The organism is Bacillus sp. z50 (assembly GCF_058313585.1).
In genome coordinates this window covers 1-20,702 of sequence record NZ_JBZFQL010000007.1, presented here as the reverse complement: position 1 = coordinate 20,702, position 20,702 = coordinate 1, and the positions used below count along the sequence as shown (strand labels likewise).

14 protein-coding genes, 15 tRNA genes and 1 rRNA gene are annotated in these 20,702 nt (G+C 32.2%); 4 read left to right on the top strand and 26 right to left on the bottom strand.

The features are described from left to right. Positions 1–14: 14 nt before the first annotated feature. The 7 genes from AC4G3N_RS16960 to AC4G3N_RS16930 form a co-directional block, all read right to left on the bottom strand. Complete coding sequence (locus AC4G3N_RS16960; RefSeq protein ID WP_491090751.1) at positions 15–2,027, bottom strand: site-specific DNA-methyltransferase; 2,013 nt, start codon at positions 2,025–2,027, stop codon at positions 15–17. A gap of 39 nt (positions 2,028–2,066) precedes the next feature. Beyond that, positions 2,067–2,828 (bottom strand): hypothetical protein, encoded by a 762-nt coding sequence (locus tag AC4G3N_RS16955; protein WP_491090749.1) that lies wholly within the window; start codon positions 2,826–2,828, stop codon positions 2,067–2,069. Positions 2,829–2,840: 12 nt separating this feature from the next. Then, positions 2,841–3,644: a PD-(D/E)XK nuclease family protein gene (locus tag AC4G3N_RS16950; protein ID WP_491090747.1), complete on the bottom strand. Its 804-nt coding sequence runs from the start codon at positions 3,642–3,644 to the stop codon at positions 2,841–2,843. Between the two features lie 2 nt (positions 3,645–3,646). Then, entirely contained in the window at positions 3,647–6,235 is a 2,589-nt protein-coding gene (locus AC4G3N_RS16945) for an ATP-dependent helicase (protein WP_491090745.1), read from the bottom strand. Positions 6,236–6,454: 219 nt separating this feature from the next. Beyond that, positions 6,455–7,225, bottom strand: coding sequence for a hypothetical protein (locus AC4G3N_RS16940; protein ID WP_491090743.1), 771 nt, complete (start codon positions 7,223–7,225; stop codon positions 6,455–6,457). Between the two features lie 287 nt (positions 7,226–7,512). Next, entirely contained in the window at positions 7,513–7,905 is a 393-nt protein-coding gene (locus AC4G3N_RS16935) for a hypothetical protein (protein ID WP_491090741.1), read from the bottom strand. A gap of 51 nt (positions 7,906–7,956) precedes the next feature. Next, positions 7,957–9,012, bottom strand: a complete 1,056-nt coding sequence (locus tag AC4G3N_RS16930) for a ParM/StbA family protein (protein ID WP_491090738.1) — start codon at positions 9,010–9,012, stop codon at positions 7,957–7,959. A gap of 264 nt (positions 9,013–9,276) precedes the next feature. Here AC4G3N_RS16930 and AC4G3N_RS16925 point away from each other — a divergent pair, with 264 nt between their 5' ends. Continuing rightward, the gene (locus tag AC4G3N_RS16925) at positions 9,277–10,806 is read left to right on the top strand and encodes an SIR2 family protein (protein ID WP_491090736.1); all 1,530 of its coding nucleotides are present in this window, start codon (positions 9,277–9,279) and stop codon (positions 10,804–10,806) included. Between the two features lie 234 nt (positions 10,807–11,040). Here the strand turns inward: AC4G3N_RS16925 and AC4G3N_RS16920 are convergent, their stop codons facing one another. Together AC4G3N_RS16920 and AC4G3N_RS16915 are read right to left on the bottom strand one after the other, a co-directional pair. Further along, positions 11,041–13,284 (bottom strand): CHC2 zinc finger domain-containing protein, encoded by a 2,244-nt coding sequence (locus tag AC4G3N_RS16920; protein ID WP_491090734.1) that lies wholly within the window; start codon positions 13,282–13,284, stop codon positions 11,041–11,043. Positions 13,285–13,730: 446 nt separating this feature from the next. Continuing rightward, positions 13,731–14,345: a recombinase family protein gene (locus AC4G3N_RS16915; protein ID WP_491090732.1), complete on the bottom strand. Its 615-nt coding sequence runs from the start codon at positions 14,343–14,345 to the stop codon at positions 13,731–13,733. 422 nt (positions 14,346–14,767) lie between these two features. Here AC4G3N_RS16915 and AC4G3N_RS16910 point away from each other — a divergent pair, with 422 nt between their 5' ends. The 3 genes from AC4G3N_RS16910 to AC4G3N_RS16900 all read left to right on the top strand — a co-directional run bounded on the left by AC4G3N_RS16910 (position 14,768) and on the right by AC4G3N_RS16900 (position 17,631). Next, positions 14,768–15,490 (top strand): DNA-methyltransferase, encoded by a 723-nt coding sequence (locus AC4G3N_RS16910; protein WP_491090730.1) that lies wholly within the window; start codon positions 14,768–14,770, stop codon positions 15,488–15,490. Positions 15,491–16,095: 605 nt separating this feature from the next. Further along, on the top strand, positions 16,096–16,413 hold the full coding sequence (locus tag AC4G3N_RS16905) for a DUF771 domain-containing protein (RefSeq protein ID WP_491090728.1): 318 nt from the start codon (positions 16,096–16,098) through the stop codon (positions 16,411–16,413). 105 nt (positions 16,414–16,518) lie between these two features. Further along, on the top strand, positions 16,519–17,631 hold the full coding sequence (locus AC4G3N_RS16900) for a site-specific integrase (protein WP_491090812.1): 1,113 nt from the start codon (positions 16,519–16,521) through the stop codon (positions 17,629–17,631). 131 nt (positions 17,632–17,762) lie between these two features. Here the strand turns inward: AC4G3N_RS16900 and AC4G3N_RS16895 are convergent, their stop codons facing one another. The 17 genes from AC4G3N_RS16895 to rrf form a co-directional block, all read right to left on the bottom strand. Beyond that, positions 17,763–18,947: a hypothetical protein gene (locus AC4G3N_RS16895; RefSeq protein ID WP_491090726.1), complete on the bottom strand. Its 1,185-nt coding sequence runs from the start codon at positions 18,945–18,947 to the stop codon at positions 17,763–17,765. A 204-nt stretch (positions 18,948–19,151) separates the two neighbouring features. Continuing rightward, positions 19,152–19,233 (bottom strand) — tRNA-Leu (locus AC4G3N_RS16890). A 7-nt stretch (positions 19,234–19,240) separates the two neighbouring features. Beyond that, positions 19,241–19,314 (bottom strand) — tRNA-Cys (locus tag AC4G3N_RS16885). 8 nt (positions 19,315–19,322) lie between these two features. Then, positions 19,323–19,397: transfer RNA gene (locus AC4G3N_RS16880), tRNA-Gly, on the bottom strand. 7 nt (positions 19,398–19,404) lie between these two features. Next, a tRNA-Gln gene (locus tag AC4G3N_RS16875) sits at positions 19,405–19,479 on the bottom strand. Positions 19,480–19,531: 52 nt separating this feature from the next. Beyond that, positions 19,532–19,607: transfer RNA gene (locus AC4G3N_RS16870), tRNA-His, on the bottom strand. A gap of 9 nt (positions 19,608–19,616) precedes the next feature. Next, positions 19,617–19,690 (bottom strand) — tRNA-Trp (locus AC4G3N_RS16865). 8 nt (positions 19,691–19,698) lie between these two features. Continuing rightward, positions 19,699–19,782 (bottom strand) — tRNA-Tyr (locus AC4G3N_RS16860). 11 nt (positions 19,783–19,793) lie between these two features. Continuing rightward, positions 19,794–19,866 (bottom strand) — tRNA-Thr (locus AC4G3N_RS16855). Between the two features lie 44 nt (positions 19,867–19,910). After that, positions 19,911–19,986, bottom strand: a tRNA-Phe gene (locus AC4G3N_RS16850). Positions 19,987–20,002: 16 nt separating this feature from the next. Beyond that, positions 20,003–20,079 (bottom strand) — tRNA-Asp (locus AC4G3N_RS16845). A gap of 5 nt (positions 20,080–20,084) precedes the next feature. Further along, positions 20,085–20,158, bottom strand: a tRNA-Met gene (locus tag AC4G3N_RS16840). Positions 20,159–20,185: 27 nt separating this feature from the next. After that, positions 20,186–20,261, bottom strand: a tRNA-Val gene (locus AC4G3N_RS16835). 10 nt (positions 20,262–20,271) lie between these two features. Further along, positions 20,272–20,346, bottom strand: a tRNA-Glu gene (locus AC4G3N_RS16830). Positions 20,347–20,362: 16 nt separating this feature from the next. Further along, a tRNA-Ser gene (locus AC4G3N_RS16825) sits at positions 20,363–20,454 on the bottom strand. Between the two features lie 3 nt (positions 20,455–20,457). Then, a tRNA-Asn gene (locus AC4G3N_RS16820) sits at positions 20,458–20,532 on the bottom strand. An 11-nt stretch (positions 20,533–20,543) separates the two neighbouring features. Beyond that, positions 20,544–20,660 (bottom strand): 5S ribosomal RNA (rrf, locus tag AC4G3N_RS16815). Positions 20,661–20,702: the final 42 nt, after the last annotated feature.

Below are 20,702 nucleotides of genomic sequence, written 5' to 3'. Positions count from 1 at the left end.
GTTATCTCTCCCTATCAGATTGTCTTAACTTTCATTTCCTCAGATAATATAGTTTTAATATCATCCTTGAATGCATCGTCAAAGCAAACAAATAAATCTTTTGGATAGTTCTTTAATAAATATTCCACCAAGTTCTTGTTTACTTGTTCGTCTAAATTAATAATCATTTTAAATGGCACACTATCATGTTCTATAACCCAAACAGTTACTCCTTTTTCTAGTTCATAGTTATTAATATGACTATCTAAAGGGAATCCTTGAGAAAGTATCAACTCGACTAAAATATCTTGGGTTTTCCAACCATCCACAAGCGTATTTAGAGCAAATAAATCTAAGTTGATTTCTAACTTTTGAATATCATTTATTGGTTCATTATTCCAAGCCTTAAAATTAGACTTATCAAGTTTATACTTTTTAAATCCTCGATCAAGGTTTTTCTTATTTTGATCTTCTTCATTCATTAAATTAATTGATTTTATAAGCCTTTCTCTCGTAATATCAGCAATAGTTAGTCCATTCTCTATAGCTTCAGGTAATTGAATCAAAATAAAACTTCTATTACCATTATCTTTCTTATTGGCTTCTAAAACTGCATGTCCTGTTGTGCCAGAGCCAGCAAAAAAGTCTAGGATTATATCATCATTACTCGTAAAGTAAGAGATTATATCCGCCGCAAACCGATAGGGCTTAGGATTATCAAAATTTAGTCCAATCTTTTTAAAGAATGCATCATCACTTGCACCAAATCGTATTACTGAAGGAATATTTTCAAACATATTCTCTTTTAGCAAATACTTCCTGTTTGGTATTGTCGTTTCATCTGTTCCAAAAAGTATTTTGTTTTCAGAAAGTAACCTTTTCATTGTATTAGGAGGGTTCCTCCAACCCCTATTAGGTACTGGGCAAGGTTTTTTAGTTATAGGGTGTATTAATGGAATAAAATACTCATCTGGAGCCTTTTTCTTATTAGGCCAAGACATAGAAACTGGACGGTAAACATTCCCCTCACTATCTATGTTGTTATAAGCAGCTTCTCCACCAGATAAATAATCTTGATTACTCACCCAAGCTTTAAACTCCTTGTTAGCTAATTCAAGATCGTACTCTTGTTCAAACTTTTCAAAGTTGTAATTTGAAAGATTGTACTTTTTCACTACCTCTGCTAAGTCATCTGGAAATGTCTTGGTTCCAATTTTAGCAAATATTTCAGCCGCCTTTTTTAGCATCTTCTCAGCATTGGCCTTTGGTCGCTTTACTGGTGTTTTTGATACTAGGTAGTCCTTATCCTTTGCATATACAAGAATTACCTCATGTTGATAGGCTATACCTGTAGAATCACCCTTTGGATTTCTTTTATCCCAAATAATTTTCCCTAATCGGTTATCTTCTCCAAATACTTCATTCATTATTATTTCTAGATTAAACTCTTCATTTTCATCAAGATGCACTACTATCAGTCCATCTTTTCTTAATAAATCTCTAGATAATCGTAATCTCGGATATATCATGCTTAACCAATTTGCATGATATCTTCCGCTAGATTTTGGATTGCTTGTTAGTAGCCCCTCTTCATCAGCCTGTCCAGTTTTAATCAGATATTTTTCAACTGGCTCCTTAAAATTATCTTCATATATAAAGTCACTGCCAGTATTATATGGAGGATCTATATATATCAATTTCAGTCTATTTTTATAGCTATTTCGTAATATTCTCATTACTTCAAGATTATCACCTTCAATTAGAAGGTTTTTTGTTTTCTCTTCATTTATCCCGCCATTTTCTTGTTTTAAAGTACCGCTAGGGGGGAGAAATGCCAATCTTCTCGCTTCAGCTTTACCTATCCACTTTAACCCATAGTTTTCTTCTTCATATTCGTCTAATGATTTTTCATCAATACCTACCAGTTCTTGTTTAAGTGCATTGAAGTCAATTCTTCCATCAACAATCACTTCTGGGAAATAATCTTTTAATATTTCAATTCTATCTTCATCAATTCTTGTTGGACGTTGTATTTTTTCTATTGGCACAGTTTATTCAGCCTTCCTTTAGACATTTTTAACATCTACTTATCTATTATGTAGAAAATCTTCCAAGTTATCTATTGTAAAATATTGTATAGGTGTATTTCTATTAAAATCAACACTAAATAATTTTAATTTCGAGACATCATCGAACCAAGGGTTTGTAGTCCTTACATTATAAACTATTTTAAATGAAACGTCTGTTCCCAGAAGTAAATTGCTGATCAATTCAAAGTTACTATAATCATCTCTATAAGGCTGCCATTGTTGTAATGATATAAAGGATCTCTTTAATTCATACACTTCTACCGGGTTACCATACTGATCTACTCTCCAAAGATCAATGTCCGAAACTGTTATAGCTCCCAAACTCTTCCTCTGCCAATCATGATAAGCACTAGATGAAGCATTATTAAGGTATTTCCTTGTTGCACTATTACTAACTGGGACACCATCTTGGGAAAATAATTTTTTAAGATTATCCATCGTAACCTGTTGAGGCTGTTCTCCACTTTTATAAGTAATAACTTCTTCTACTTCAGAAACTTCTATATTAAATTTAACAACTCTTAAAGGGATTCCAGATTGTTTACTTATTATCTCGAGCAATGAATATGCTTCCCTCTCTTCTGTTGTAAGCTGCGAATCATAGTTTATTGATTGAACTCCACTAGCTAATACCAATAACCTTGGCGTACAATTATTATCACCATATACTAATTGCCACATATTACCCGAAACATATTTCAAATTATTATTACCTTTACCAATAGCATCATACAACGCATTACTTTTATAGTAACCCATATTTTTCCTCCTTTAATCATTCTCAAGATTAGCCACTAATATTTCATTTTTTTCAAATTCATTTCCATAATCATCATAGTAAACAAGGAAGTCACGCTTGGCCTTCATAGAAGTATAGGCATATTCTCTGTATGATTCACACGAAAATCGCACATCACAGTTCCTACATACATGTGTTGCAAACAACTTATTTCCTCGTATTGGAGTATTTAATTTTCCAATTGATACAGGAGAGAATTTATTATCCTCTATAAAATCTACAACTTCACTAAATGATTCAATAGTGTTATTCAATTTTTCTTCACTAAACTCAATAGGTACTTCAGGATTCCAATCTTCTAATGCCAGTTGAATTCTAGAGGGATTTTTAGATTGAAATGCTCTTTTTAAATCTTCAGTTTGCCCAGTCGCTATTATAGAAGTACCACTTAAAGTTTGATTGTGTAACTCTTGCCAAATATGAGCATAAATATTTAACTGACCGCTATAATCTTCATTATTACTTCTTACATAATCAACATCATGAGTTTTAATATCATATAAGACAGTCTTATCCTCTTCACTTATTACGTCTACTACGCCTTGTATCGTGTAACTCCTTCCTTTAGGAGTTTTTTGTAAAGGAAGTGTAAGTTTTACTTCTGTTTCAGAGATATTCTCTGCAAGTGATTTCATTTTCCCCCAATACATTTTTATTTGCTCCAATGCCAAACGCTTAACAAATGGTGCTAAATAATGCCCACCTTCTAATTGTAACTGTTCATAATTTTCTTCAAACGCTTCTTCAATAAACTTTAACATTTCTTCATCTTTCATTATTAATCACCTCCAGTACGTAGAGAAATGATTTTATTATGAATATCTTCTATAGTTCGATGAACAAGACTTCCAAATAACATAGTTTGACTTCTAGATGGAACAAATTTATATTTATTAAAAACCATATAATTTCTTGGGCATTTTTGATAAAGCAGATAATCACTGGTGTAGGAATAAACTTTCGGTAATTCTGCGTTCTTAATTAAAACTGATGGAAGGTCTAAGACATTTAGCTGTGATACTGTTGAGTATCTACTTTCTTCAAAAAGGGATTTAAAGGCTCTATGGGTTCTAACTCCCTTTCCCTTTGGGTAAGCAATCACTAGCATATTCTCTGCCCTTGAAAGGGCAACATAAAATAAACGCATAGCATCAAATTGAGGAATTTTATCTAAAGGTTCAGAATCCTGATAGATAATCTTACGTATAACTTCCTCATTCTTTTGTAGCCTCATACTTTTTTCAGTAGATCCTAAAATTACGTATGGAAATTCAAGCCCCTTACTTTGGTGTATTGTTAAAAATGGGATCCTACCTTTTGGAAATGGCGTTTCATCGTCTTCATATTCCGTTTCTTCTAATCTATATAAGCCATAGATAAATCTCCCGAAAAAGTTATTTATAACCTTCCCATCTAATATTGAAAATCCAGTGATCACTGTGCTATTTTGTTCCAAGTATCTTGCAATATAATCAGAAATCTTGGAGAGATTACAGATGGGTCCCTCATCTTCTCCATCCTCTGCCATTTTAAACATCTGCGAAAAATATGAAAATCCACAGAGTCGATAAAATAAGTCCAAAAAGTTCCAATCTACTGAGGTAGCCCTATTTAAAATATATTGTAAAGAAAAAGGTCTTCCTTCACTTATACGTTCCTCAGTAAATCTATCTAACATTTGACTACTTAATGCTTTTTTAGTTCTCAAAGATATACCCAGTGTATTAAATAATTTTACTTTGTGTTCTTTTGGTTGATAATGATCTTTTAGCACCCATGAATTAGTATTAACTGTGTTCAAAAGTCGTATATAATCATCGGTACATGATTGAAGCTCTTCTTTTTTTGCCATGACGTATAAAGCGAGTTTCTCATCTTGATTGATTAAAACCTTAGCATCTTCCATAGCACCTTTCATCCAATTTTGATAATCACGATAAGCTCCTCCATAGTCCCCTTCTACTGGTCTCCCAAAAATATGAAGAAACAATCCAAAAATTGCTTTAGCCTCTTCTACTTCTAAGAATCTACCTGCTCTAGGTGCATAGACTTCTATTCCTACTTGCTCCAATGTACTTTTCATAATTTTTGCTTTTTGATTATTACGTAAGGAAGGAAATAAAAACGCAATTTGATTAGGATTTTCGACCTTCCTTTCATCAATTAATTTTTTAACAAATCCAGCAATCTCTTTGGCTACATTTTCATAACTGGATGGGCTACTTGTTACAACTGCTGTCTCACTTCCCTGATTATATGATTGTATATTTTTATCATACAATCGATAAAATCCTTTTCCATCTTCTCGTTTCCAATCAACCTGGTTTATAAAATTCGTATAAGTATTTACAATTTGTTTCTTTGATCGGTAATTAATATTCAATTTTATTTTTTTTGGTTCGACTCCAAGATAATGATTACATCTTTCAGGAAATTGAACAAAATTTTCTACTGTAGCACCCCTAAATCGATATAGAGCCTGATCATCGTCACCAACTACACAAATATTTTTATGACCCTTTGCTAACCTAAATATTAGTTGTTCTTGTATCCGGTTTGTATCTTGAAATTCATCTATAATAATATGGTCAAATTCATAAATTGAACTATTATTATTGAGCATTACATTTAATGCTTTTTGTTGTAGTAAAGCAAAATCCATTTGGTTTTTCGACGATAACTCTTCTTTATACCATCTATACAAATTTGCTAGTTTATTTAATGTCTCGTCTCTATTTTCAATTGCTTTTGATTCTATTAAATCTGGTTGAAGGTTTTCTTCTGAAAAGCGATTAAAAATACTTATTAACGATCTTGCTGAATCGTGCCTTGTTGATGTACGATTGCTAAAATATTGTTTAAGTTCTTTTCTAATCTCATCATCATCTTCCAAGTGTAAAATATCACGTAAATTTCTCCAAAAATACGATGAATTAATGAAAAAGTACTGATCCAATTCATCTAGTAGTGAGGGGATTTTTATCCTAGATCTATCTGCGATAAACCTTCTATCTCCTACCAATCTCTTGCATAAAGAGTGTATAGTCCCTATATACATTTTTGATATATCATAAGGTTTGTTTGTGAGATTAGTAACTGTACCCAAAATAGCTTGTAATCCCTCTTGTAACTGCTTGGCTGCTTTTTCCGTAAATGTTGAAAGAAAAATCTTCTCTGGCGGACATTTATGAAAAACTATAAGGTTAATTGTCCTCCATAATAAAACTCTTGTTTTTCCCGATCCGGGACCGGCCATCAAAAAAAGAGGTCCATTTATTGAAAAAATGGCATCTCTTTGACCTTTATTAGGATGAAATCCATGCAAATCAAATAAGTTATCCATATTGAGTTTTGAAGACTCTGCCATATATCTCACCTTCTAGTTAAATCAGTTAATATTACTCAAGACTATTTTACCAAATATATCCCAATAATTATCTAACTATTTTATATTTTCTTAATAAGTTCTTGGATTAACATATAATTAATCATTATTCTCGGTAATTGCGTAGAAGTAGCTAAGTAGCAAAATGTTATGTGGGTTTATAGTCGGGAAATATTATATTTGTACTCAAATAAATAAAATCTAGATGTTAGGAATGTATATCATCTTTTTATATAGTGGTAATAAGGTTTCAATTTCATTTTTAATCAACAATACTATTTGATCTTCAGTTGATATAGAAATATCACTCATAGGTAAGACCTTCGTTAAATGAGATTCATAACCCTCATTATCAAAATTGTAGAAATCGTAGAAGTTATTTAAATCTCTTTCATCTATTTTAAATGGTTTTACTGGCTCTATTTTTTCGACTGGATCATTTATATACCATGTGTAACCACTTCCCTTAATCTTTTTTAACTCTAAAAGCAACTCCGCTTTGAAATCAGGGCTATATAGTTTTTCCTGAACGAAACTTCGGTCAATTGCTCCTTCCCTTACTGAATGGAACATTGAAATAGTAAATCCACCTGGATATAATCCTATTTGTATAGAGGCATGTTTTCTAAAAGAAAAAAAACTTTCTCCACCATATTTTACATATTTTTGATGTTTACCATATCTAATACCAATCCAGGAAACAGTATTATTGTTATAGATAGAAGGATATATTATTGTGGTAATATGATCGGAATTCCAATGCACATGTAAATCTAACTTTTGTGTAAAATTCCTTATTTTTGAGTGGATTTTCAACAATTTATTTTGAATGGATTTTCTCTTCTTAGTAACATCCATATCATTTCGATTTTGATTAGTCGGAAAGAGTGTTTCATAATCATCGAATATAAAAACATAATCTTTTATTATTAATGGATCAATTTGCTTGATAATGAACCTCTCATCATTCACCTATTTCTCCTCCTATTTCTTAGATAGGTATTTATAAGCTAATTCTATTTAGATTTTTAATGTTTGTTATAAATATTCTATTTGAGTCTAACCAATCCCTTTAGGACACTCAATATTAGTAATTCATTTCTTCCTTAACTATTTGATTGTTAGCACAATAAATACAAGAATAAAAAGAGCATATTCTAGCTTCTCATCTATTCATTACATAAATTGAAATATTAAACTTTTTCATCTGCAAAGCAATGCAGTGTTATGCATTGCTTTGCATCATATTAATAGAGCACTTATTCTTCAAAATCAGGAATGTTTAAATTAATTGGTCCTAGTACTCCACCCGTTTGTTGAATTAAATCCTTGAATTCTTTTTTTGTTTTACTGTCAATCGAGTCCACAGTATCTTCCGAATCAAACAAAGTTGATTGTTTTCTTATAGGAATATTATTATTACAGTTAGTATTTAATTTACTAGTAAGTATTGAAATGATATTAATAAGTTGCTCTTTATCTATTGATTCCATTTGCTTTTGTTTTCTTTCTTCCTCAAGTAACATTTTCAAACCCTTTTTAACATTTTTCGTTATTTTATTTTGCTCAAGAAATTCAATAATTCCCTTATCTTCTTCATAATGAAGAGTAAAAGTATAGACTTTACGTTCCTTTCTTTTAGTAGTTTCCATTGTTTTATACCTCCTAGATTAAATAATTTAGAATCTAACTAAATATGATTACTAGTTGTTTTTACTTAATACATTTAATCCGAAACGTAAATAGCCCTTAGCATTTGATTGTTGAGCATTTTCTAGGAAACGAAAACGATTTTGAAGATTAAGATTAGAATAAATTTCAAATATTGCTCTTAGTAAATAATTCTTCAAAACCATTGCTCCACCACCGCAGAAAACAATTTCATCATATGACCTATCCTCTAGCCCTTCTTTAGATAATTGCTCTATGATCTTTTTGGCATAAGCTTGAAGTTCTTTTTCCCTTTCTTGTTCAACATTTACTGAAATATTATTAAATGATATTTTGCCGGTATTTTGAAGTTGTTCTTCAATGCCAAGAATTGGAGCATTAACAGCTTTAAAATCATCATTTCGCTCAGCTGCCTTTTTTACTTTTAGCCATACAGATTTAAGTCCAGGTATTTGTGCTTTTTCTCCTGGAATTAACCTTTGTATTTGACAAAAGTCAGTAGTCCCGTGGCCAATATCTATATACATCAAATTTTTCTTACTAACTTGAACAGCAAAAGTTGGGTCTGCTTGCCCTCGCTCATTAAGTAATTCTGAGTAGTATGTACTTTCTCCTTGTGTGATGACCGCTACTTCATTAATGGTAAAATCTCTACCATTAACAGTATGTGTTCCTTTTAATTGCACTTGAATAGATTCTGTTATTAAATGATTCCCAGCGTGTTTAGTTGGAACTCCAGTAACCACACAAATCCGTTCTTGCATCTTTACACCTTGTATTAATTGCCGGTAAATAGCGATTAAGCATTCAATTTTATAATCTTTTTTTCTATATCTTGAAGGATCATCCATACCTGAAGAATCTTGATTTGAAGTTTGTAGTGGCAATCCTACTCGATAATAGAGTTTTTCACCTTCTATTATTACTTCATATACATCTAAATACTGATTGCCATCAAATGGATTAAAAGCTTGCTCCTCATCAACAGTTGTTAAAGTATTTAGGTAAACATCTGGCTTACTCAATGAAATAGAACTAACACTTTTTACATAAGAATTTCCTGATTCAAAGCCAATATAAATAGTCATTAAATATCTCCCCTTAAACAAATAATTTATAGTTTTTATAGTTATAAAACTATATGAGTGACTGCTATTCTATTATTTAAATATTTTTGGGTTTTCCCTTTTTTATATTCATTAAATTTTTATAGTATTTATATTTTCTCCGCCCGCATTTAAACTACGTAAGCTTAATATTTAATACTTTTATTAGTCTTCCAAGTTTTGTACTAGCCTATAATTTACTGTAAAATAATAGAAAATAAATATTTGAGGTGAGGAAGTTTGAGTTTGCCAACATTATCGGTGTTTTTCGGAGCAGGTGCGGAAATTGGATATGGATTGCCTTCTGGAGGGAAATTTGCATTAGAAATATTCAGAGTACCAAATGAAGAGGACAAGGAAACTTTTAGGAGGCAAATTCAAGCGATTGACTCTCGATCACAGATTGCCACTCAGTGGCTTCCTGATAATTATGCGAATAAACGGTTAAATGTTTTTGGAAAAGGTGAATTTGAAGGTCTTATCGCATCTAGTTTAGAAAATAGAAGGAGTAACATTTTAGATTATCTAGATGATTTTGATACAAAAGTTTCAAAACTATTATCTCATTGGAAAGTTAATGAAGCAGTAATACGTGAAAAGTTTACATCCGAAACTGATGAGGAAATAGGTGACATGAGGTATAATCAAGCAATTAGATTGAATGAAAAACTTGCTACTAGTGTGCCACTATTTGAATCCGATTACTTTTCGGCATTTTTACGATTATTAGAAAAGCACCCTACAGATCGTTATTTAAAAAGAGTTGTAAGGGCATATTTAGAATTACTAGTTGGAGCAATAGGTCAAAGCCTTGTTTCCCAGTTAAACGAAGAATTGTTTACCGCTGCACCTGATGAATTAAGTGTATTTGATGATTTATCAGGTATATTTTCTTTAAATTATCAAGGTGTTGGACAAACAGGTATGGAAATTGTAATTGAGGAATCTCCTATAGAAGTGGATGAAGATACAGAAGGGCTTACATTATTTAGAGAGTTAGGGCGGAGTATACTAGAAGAAATTTATAGTCAAGCAATGGACTATCAAGCATTGATTGATAGTCATTTTAGATACCTTTATAATCCTAAAGCACAGTGGGCTAAATTTAGTAGAATTGCTATCTTCCTTCATACTGTTCAGAGATATATCACTAACCATGTACATATTGATGAAATGAGGATATCAGAAGGCCCTGGATATTATCATGACTTGATAAATTTAGGGAAGTATTTTAAATTAAACGCTATTGGTACCACTAATTACAATAATTTCGTTCAGCAAGTATTAGCAGAATCAGAAATAGCAGAGACTCCTGTTTTCCACTTGAACGGCAGCGTGAATGAATACTATGACCCATACAAAAATGAGATTTTAACAGAACCTTCTGCCGAAGAACGGCAAGGAAGAATCCTTGTACCCTTTATGTTTACACAAAGCGGTGTTAAACCTTTGACTTCTGTAAGTATGTCCAGAAAATATGTTAACCTGTATGACTTCTTTGTTAAATCGGATGCAGTGTGTGTAATTGGATATGGTTTTAATGGAGATGATGGTCATATCAATGGAATGTTCAGAAGCTTGGTTGAGAGAGAAAACAAAAAATTATACATCTTCCACTATAAAGACGATAATCGCTCAGAACAGCAACTCTTAAGATACTACCAACAAAAATTACGCCTGAATTCATCTACAAATATTAAAGTTGTTTTGGTAGATCAGAATCGTACTTTTAATGATAGACTTTGGTACGAAGTCTTAGTAAACGATATGTCATAATATCATCCTAAGATTTATAAATTTAAATTTTAGAATTTGATTTTAAGACCCCTGGTAAAGTAATAAATCCTTACAGCCAGAAGGAAAATAATATGATTTCTAACAAGTGGAACTATATGTCTATGTCATTTTATTTATAATTATATATAGTTCCGTTTCTTAGAAAATACGGTTAACCCCTTGAGTGACATAGTATAAATAGAATTTTTAGGGTCAAAAACAAAAAGAGAGGATTTACCCTCTCTTTATATAAATAAACTGTAGTTTATGCCCCTCATATGTTTTTCTATCCAAACCTATTTGATCAGCAAAAGCTTTCGTCAGTTTTAATTCCTTTAAATTTAATTCTTCTAAAATACCGTGCTTTCCATAAAGGAAAATATCAATCGTTTTTTCTTTCTCTTTTTTAGTAACATATTTTGTTTCGTAGTTTATCATTAGTCTTAACTTGGGTTTGATTATATCTCTTTTAAAGAAATATCCTTTATTTCCAATCTCCTTCTTAATCAAGGCAAGGAGCTTCTTTTTTACTTTTATGTAGTAATCATCAATTTTCCTATCATCACGGAATAGCTGATTTGCTACCTCTTCACCTTGGTGAATAAGGATTGCATTCTTTCCTCTATGAACTGTATTCTTAAATCCACTTTCTAGCAACTCAATTGCTTTTTGATTAATCACCGTTTCCATCTCAAAAAAATCATTCATTGAATAGAAGGTAATTAATTCTTTTTTGTATTTCTTTCCTGATGGATGAACAACATACGACAGTTCTTCTGCTTTATTTAAAATTGTTTTTGGGATTTTATCCGTGTCTATCTGTTTGATAAACCCTAGCAACTCCAAATCTTTAACTAAATAAAAGATCCTTTTCTTTTCTTTCTCAATATCCTTAATCTCTGCCTCTTCACTTAACATCATTTCCGCTATGTGTGAGAAACTAATCCAAAATATCGAATTTCCATCAATATTTATATCTCTTAATCTTGAATTAGCGTAAAAAGATAAGTGTCTAAGAACCATTTCCCTTCTAGAACGATAAACGTTCTTAATAGGATTTCCGCTTCTATCTAATACAAGATCTCCCCCAACCATACGGATATTTCCGTCACGGTCCTTTTTTTCTATTTGGTTTATTTTTTTATAACGTATCACTTTTGTAAAGAATTTTTGATATAAGATGGGATATTTGGTTTCCATTATTCCATCATCAAACATCTCTACGATCCACTTTTGATTCCGCTGATATTTTGTAGCTTCTTTAATGTAAAACTCACTTTCTACTATTTTTACCCCAAATTCAGCGGCCAATTCTACTACAGCCTCTCTAAATTTAGTACGGTCTCCATCTTTTTTAAATTCAATATATAAATCTATTAAACTCATTGATCTTTTACACCCAAAGCATCCATATAGATGGTGTCCATTGTATACTCCTAAACGAGCTGACGGATTTTTATCGTTATGGAGCACACAAGAGAAATTTTCTGTATAGCTGAAATATGGGTAAATTTCTGTTATTCTTTGCTGCTTAATATAATCAATTGCATCTATAAAAATCATTTCATCTTTAAAATCAACAATTTTTCGAACGATAGGAAGTTTTTTTTGAGGATTTTCATATGTTCCTTGAGGATTTAATATGCTGTTGGATAATTGAGGTTCATTAGATAAGAACATTTCTTTCATTTGTTCTTTGGTTACAAAGGACGAAGGATATTGAATAGTAGTTACCATTGAAGGAATCCCTTTATTATGGAAGAAACCAGAAACTCGAGCAGGTTGAGCTCCTTGCTTGAATGCTATATCCGCTCCAAATTTCGTAATAATTCCTCTCTGTATCTCTTCATATTCACTTTCGTTATACACCTGTTTATCATCATATATGTAAAAACCTCTAAACCCATTTGGGCTTTCATTAATTAAACATTGTTCTATATCTTTATGATAAGTCTCTAAAAATTTTTGCTTCAAACGATTTATTTCATTTACGGTACGATAAGCCTTAACTGAAAAAGGGCAATTCTTTCTATTTAAAGAATAAATATTGACTGAATCCGAATCAATATCAGGTCTATTTTTTAGTTCTAATTCAATTTCTTCTGCTTCTCTTCTTGTTTGAACATCATAAACCTCTTTACCACAATCATAATCCCAAGTATGTGCATATATATTTTTAATATCAGATTTACGATGAGCTAAGTTAGGTAAAATATAAATGGCATATCCTTCTTTGTTTAAAGTCTCTAAATCAAACCACCGATTCTTTGTTCCTTCCTGAAGCAGCTTGATTTTTCTGCTATTTTTAATTTGTTCTTTTAATTGTCGTTTGTTTATAACTAAATTAACTGCATTGTTAAAACCAAACTTCTTCCAACATGCTTCGCTGGATAGTTGTTCGTGTCGTAAACGGAAGCATAATTGTTCTTCATCTGTTCCAAAATAATCAATAAAATCCCTAAATTCTTTCCAATTCAAAAACGCATCACCCCAAATTAAAAAATAGATCAGATTAATACTTATCATAAGATAAGGGTTTATTTGCAGTACTCTTCCTTTAAAAGCAATCTATTTTGTTTTCTAACTTGATATAACAAAATAGCTCTTTTATTTTATTTAAAAACATTTCGTAATTGACCCTTACACTTTTGCAATTATAAATCTTTAATTAATCCTATACATTTTCTTCAATCCCTTCTTTAATTCAAAAGCATTCTATTCTTTTTTATTTATTGAAAACAAGGTTTTTGGATCCTTTTTTTTAAAAAAGTCTTTTTAAAATCTTTTTCTTTATAGATGTTAATAACTTTTAGGGCGGAATTAAAAAAGCTGCTACCAATAACGGTAACAACTTCATACTTTATAAACGTCTTACATATTATTGGCTCTTATAGGTCACAGTCCACCTACAAGTATGATCAATATTAATAAGATAAATCTTTCGATTGGTATTCTCTTAATCTTCTATAGAAAGTAGACCGACTCATTTTAGATGCAGCACAAGCTTGTTTAACAGTGTACTTACCCGATTCATATTTTTCAATGGCATCCCTTACTTGATCTTTATTAAATTCTTTTTTTCTTCCTGTATATTTTTCAGGATTGTTTACACGGGCGATTGCTATTCCTTCCTTCTGCCGTTTTAACAATTTTAATCTTTCAGTCTCAGCAATAGCTAGATACATATACAACATATTGTACCCATTTGCTCTAACTATAACATCGTCACTCTCTGTCATAGTATTCATCCATTGATAGTCAAGAAAAATTAAACGAATACCGTTTTTTTGGAACCAAGCCAGCTCCTGCATTCCAGAATCATAACTTCTTCCTAAGCGATCCAATTCGTGAAAGACTAGCGTATCGGATTCTTTTAAAATGGATTTTAATTTTTGATATTCTGGCCTTTCAAAATTCTTCCCAGACATTTTATCAATAAAGATATTTCCCTCTGGTACACCATAATCGAGTAATGATATTTTTTGCCTCATTGCCGACTGAAGTTTAGAAGATATTCTACCATATCCAAAAATACCCATAATCACTATCTTTCCTTTCTACATTACATTTAATTTTTATGACACAGACTTTTGACACACATCAAAGCTTTGATGTTGTGTTTATCAATTTATCAAAAAAATTGTTTCATTGAGTTTACTCTATTGATACAAGTTCTACTCTTAAATATGAATTTTATATATATTAATGGAATTACCTGTATTTGTGTAAAAATAAATTTATTTTAACACTAACCAATCCTTCCCTCCTAAATATAATTATCTATAAATATCAAATACCGGCACATTATATTCTTTAAATTTAGAATAACCAATGATTTTTATGAAAAAGTTATTTTTATAAAATAATTTTAATTTCCCCTTGTTTTTTAAAAATTAATAGAATTTAATTCCTACACCTTAGTAACGCAACTAGGGAATTAAAACGATTGGGGAAATAATAAATGAGCATACATAAACAATTGAAGTTAATAAATGGTGACGTATTCAATGAGATTAAAAAAATTGAAAGTAACTCCGTTCATTTGATTTGTACTGATCCACCATACTTTATATCTAGAAAGACGAATTTTAAAAGTGGTGGCGGTAATCAGAAAAAATACGGTTCTATATCAATGGAATTTGGGGAATGGGATATAGATAAAAAGAGTTTTGATTGGTTTTCCTTGTTACAAGAATTTAAGAGAATTCTTGTTCCTGGAGGAACAATGATAATTTTTTACAATATGTTCAAAATGAGTGATATTGCAGATATAGCTGAAAAACTCAAATTAACACAGCCGAGAATTGGTATTTGGGAAAAAAATAACCCAGTTCCACTTAATTCAAAAATAAATTACTTACCAAATTCAAGAGAGTTTTTTATATCTTTAACGAAAGGAAGAAAACAAACATTTAATTCTAAATATGATAGAGCTTCTTATTTAGCACCGACAGTACATCATAAAATACGGATACACCAGTGTCAAAAACCAGTTACTATACTTGAAGATATTATTGCTACTAATACCAATGAAGGTGATACCGTATTAGATTGTTTTATGGGTTCAGGATCAACTGGTCAGGCTGCATTAAATCTTAATCGAAACTTTATTGGTATTGAAATAGATAAGGATGTTTTTGAAAAAGCAAATAATCGTTTGTATAAAAATAACAGGCTAATATAACAGGAAAGTAATCCAGCAATAACTGATGGTAAAAGTAAAGCTACTATTTCGGTAGCTTTTTTATTTATATAAATCCTGAAATATAAATAATTTACATTCCTTTTCATATGTATTTACCTTCTCGACAAACTGTAATAATTTCCGCTGTTTATAAAATTATGATTAAGGACCAATCAATCTAATACAGTAACCTGCTAATTGCTATAAAAGAGTGACTTTTGGATCTGAATCATGAATGCCTTCTCATATTGATAGCAAATAAAAAATATTGCTAAATGATTATTTACATACTAAATAATTCGTTATCACTATAAATCTTCCTTAAGATACTAATAATCCACCAATTAATATTTGGATTCAAAAAATTAAAAATAAAATAGTAAATATAAGAAAACACTTAAAAACCTTTAACTTTAAATCAAAAATGATAGTGTTTTGATTCAAATTAGAATAAATTTGAACTATTTTTTAAAATTATTAAAGTTTTTTGGATGAACTATTGAAAAACAAAATTATTAAAGAATATAATCCAATCGAAATTAATAATCATTCTTTATAGTTATGTATCTACTAAAAACTGATCATTAAAAAAGGAGCAAATAGAAATGCAACAATTATCCTTAAATCTAACTATACCTATACCAGCTGACTCAGTACTTATTTCTAAAGCAGAATTGAAAGAATTAGAGCAGCATCAATTATCCGGTTTATATTGGTCTATGAAAGACCTGGAAGCAAGAGTTAAGCGAAAAAATGAATGGATAAAAGAAAATATTCTGTATCCTTCAAAGTTTCGTAAATTGCTCGACGTTGAAAATGGCGGATTTGTCTTTTATCCAAAATCCAAAGGGCAAACTTGGTCATTTCACGCCTCTAAAATGGCAAATTTCCTAGATGAAAATTTCGTACATATTTTTTCTTAATATATTTATATTTTTCCTTTTTTTTACACATTCTCTCGTACCTGAGTAAAATAATTAACAGTTCCTTGGTAATAGTTCTAAATGAAAGAGAAAGAAGTGATAGAGATGGCAAGTTATCAAAAAAGGGGTATTAAATGGCAATATACTATAAGCCACACTGTAAATGGAACAACAAAACTAATTCGGAAAGGCGGGTTTAAGAATAAACTAGAGGCAAAAGTTGCTGCTACCGAAGTAGAAGCTCAACTCAATAAAGGGATAGTACCACATTTAACTCCGGTTCCCTTTGATGAGTATTTTGATAATTGGGTTAAATTATATAAATCAGATAAAGTATGCCAAACTACTATACTACATTATGAGTATACTTCTAATGCAATTAAATCACACTTCGGAAGTAAACCTTTGCAACAAATTAAAAGACACGATTATCAATTATTTTTAAATGAATTTGGGAAAGGTAAATCTAAAGAGACAGTTGGAAAAGTAAATGCACATATACGTGCTTGTGTACAGGATGCTGTTGAGGAGCAAATTATCCAGCACAATTTTACTAGAAAAGCAGTAGTAACTTGGACAACCCCAGCAAAAAAATCGAATGAAAAACACTTGGATTATGACGAAAGCGAAGCGTTACTAACTGAACTCTACAAACGTCTTAATCAAGGTTTAGGGTATTATTTAATTCTATTAGGATTAACATCAGGCATGCGTTTTGCTGAAATAGTAGGATTAACACGAAAAGATTTTAATTTTTATGAAAATACAATAACAATTAATAAAACCTGGGGTTATATGAAGCGATCTCCAAAAGGATTTGGACCAACTAAGAATGAACAATCAAATAGAATAATAAAAGTCGATACAGCAACAATGGATGTGTTTAGAAAGCTCTTTTCAACTTTACCTAATAATTTGAATCAGTTAGTATTTTATAGTCAAGAATCGAAATATAAGGTAATAAGTAATACAAATGCCAATAAACTATTAAAAAAGATGTTAATAGATTTAGGCATAGACCCAATTACGATGCATGGTCTAAGACATACTCATGCCAGTGTCTTGCTATATAAAAAAGTGTCTATCCACTATATTAGTGAACGATTAGGGCACTCAAATATAGATACGACTTTAAAAACCTATTCTCATGTACTTAAAGAATTACGTGAAGTTGATGAAAAGGTGACAATGGATATCTTTGAGAAGATGGTTGGGTAAATATAACTCACCAATATAATCTTTATAAATAAGAAAGATTCTCGCCTTAAATGGGAGAATCTTTTTTATGTTAATAAAATAGATTTAGGACAATGTATAAATTCATCATTTATATTTAATTATGGTCTTTTTCACTGATTAATATCTTTCTTACTGCAATCCGACTTACTAGCTATCGTATTATCAAATACTTGCCGAATAACTGTGTCTTCTGGGGTCTTCATTGCAGTATTATCTAATTTAACTTTATCAGTATGTAGCTTTATTCCTACCTCTGAACACATCATTACTACTTCTTCTGTAACCCTGTCGTCATTTATTTTTGGATATGATTCAAAAATGGATTTAACCGAATAATCAATTATTCTATAAACTTCATTTACAGAGAATTTATTTAATAAATTCTCAATAATTATGTTGGTTTTTGTACCAAATTTAGGTAAAATCATTTTATCTTTCAAAGATAGAGTAAGGTATAATAAACATTCACTTACTTCAATTTCAAATTTTATTTTTTTGCAAAACTCAGGTTCATCTAAAAATAAAGCTGAATCTAGAAAAAACAAGCGTTTAATTAATGCTTTTCTATCTCCGTCTTCAGGCATAACATTGATCAATAAACGGGCTCTATTCCAATCAAAAGTACTGGATAATTTTTGATTATTATCTAACTCAAATTTATAAAATGCATCTATAGATTGCTTAGGATCTGGTAAAATGATGCCATTATCAATTAGTTCTTCCATTATTAGCTTAGTGAAATTATCCGATGGGGTCAGTTTTTTTCTCATTAGTGAATTTCGATTAAAAAGCTCTACATATGAAACCTCTTCATCTGCTCCTAACCTCATTAATGCTGAAAGATAAAACTTTTGTTTCAACGTTAATTTACATTCTTGAAATGGTCGATCACAATACTCAGCCAAGAGTCTGATAATAGATTCGAATCTTTTTTGCTTTTCATTATCTTTCTCCGCATTATATTTTTCATAACATTCTTCGCAATTGCAAGAAGGATTGAAGATCTCATGTTTACATTTTGGACATGATGGAGAGCCTTCATTAGAACTTCTTTTCTCCTGCATATGAAGAGCACAATAAGGACATTTAATTTCGTATACAATCGAAGGTAATACACTCTCTAGACTTCCACAATAAGTCCTTATATCATATTCCTTTATTAGCTGCTGTATTTCTTCCTTCGCCTCAAACCTTCTTATTAATGATACAATTTCGTCTGAGTTAAGATGCTTCAACCAATTACTTTTCTCAGCTACTTGTAATGATTCCTCTAAAGGTAGTTTTCTTAAGACCATTGTTACAACTTCTCTCCTGGATGATGTTAATTATATTATTGGAATGTTTTTAGAGTAAAGTACTGTGTAAAACTTGTGTAAAATTAAAACAAAACTTATCTTTTTCTATCTTTATCTCATAATACAAAAAAGCTCACAAACATTGTTTTATCAAAGTTTGTGAGCTTTTTTAGTGACTAATCTTGGCAAGAATTAATCTAAGGATACCGGTGGTCGGGGTCGAACCGACACTCCTTACGGAACACGATTTTGAGTCGTGCGCGTCTGCCAATTCCGCCACACCGGCAAGATTTTGGAGGCGGCAACCGGATTTGAACCGGTGATAAAGGTTTTGCAGACCTCTGCCTTACCACTTGGCTATGCCGCCAAATTTGTTGGAGCGGAAGACGGGGCTCGAACCCGCGACCCTCACCTTGGCAAGGTGATGTTCTACCACTGAACTACTTCCGCATTAAGTTGGCTGGGCTAGCAGGATTCGAACCTACGAATGACGGAGTCAAAGTCCGTTGCCTTACCACTTGGCTATAGCCCAACAATTAAATTTATTAGTTAGTATAAGCTATTATTCGAGTTTAATCTAAAAATGGGGCGACTGATGGGAATCGAACCCACGAATGTCGGAACCACAATCCGATGCGTTAACCACTTCGCCACAATCGCCATATTTATTGGCAGGGGCAGTAGGAATTGAACCCACACTGGAGGTTTTGGAGACCTCTGTTCTACCTTTAAACTATGCCCCTATAATGAATGGTGGAGGGGGGCAGATTCGAACTGCCGAACCCGAAGGAGCGGATTTACAGTCCGCCGCGTTTAGCCACTTCGCTACCCCTCCGATATTAAGAGTGCCGGCAAGAGGACTTGAACCCCCAACCTACTGATTACAAGTCAGTTGCTCTACCAATTGAGCTACACCGGCATAATATTTAGGAAAATCATCATCTGTTAAATTTTAATTAATAATGGTGGCTCAGGACGGAATCGAACCGCCGACACAAGGATTTTCAGTCCTTTGCTCTACCGACTGAGCTACTGAGCCAACTTCATTATGTAAATGGCGGTCCGGACGGGACTCGAACCCGCGACCTCCTGCGTGACAGGCAGGCATTCTAACCAACTGAACTACCGGACCATTTATTGCGGGGACAGGATTTGAACCTGCGACCTTCGGGTTATGAGCCCGACGAGCTACCAGACTGCTCCACCCCGCGCCAATGTGAGTGTGATACTAGTTTTTATGGTGGAGGATGACGGGATCGAACCGCCGACCCTCTGCTTGTAAGGCAGATGCTCTCCCAGCTGAGCTAATCCTCCATATTAAAAATGGTGACCCCTACGGGATTCGAACCCGTGTTACCGCCGTGAAAGGGCGGTGTCTTAACCGCTTGACCAAGGGGCCAATTATTGAGTTATAATGGCGGAGAGCAAGGGATTCGAACCCTTGAGACAGCGTTGACCGTCTACACGATTTCCAATCGTGCTCCTTCGACCTCTCGGACAGCTCTCCATATGGCTCCGCAGGTAGGACTCGAACCTACGACCGTTCGGTTAACAGCCGAATGCTCTACCACTGAGCTACTGCGGAATAATTATAATGCCTGGCGACGTCCTACTCTCACAGGGACTCACGTCCCAACTACCATCGGCGCTGAAGAGCTTAACTTCCGTGTTCGGAATGGGAACGGGTGTGGCCTCTTCGCCATCGTCACCAGACGATTTTGTCAGCGACATTTATTATTATATCGTATTTCTGAC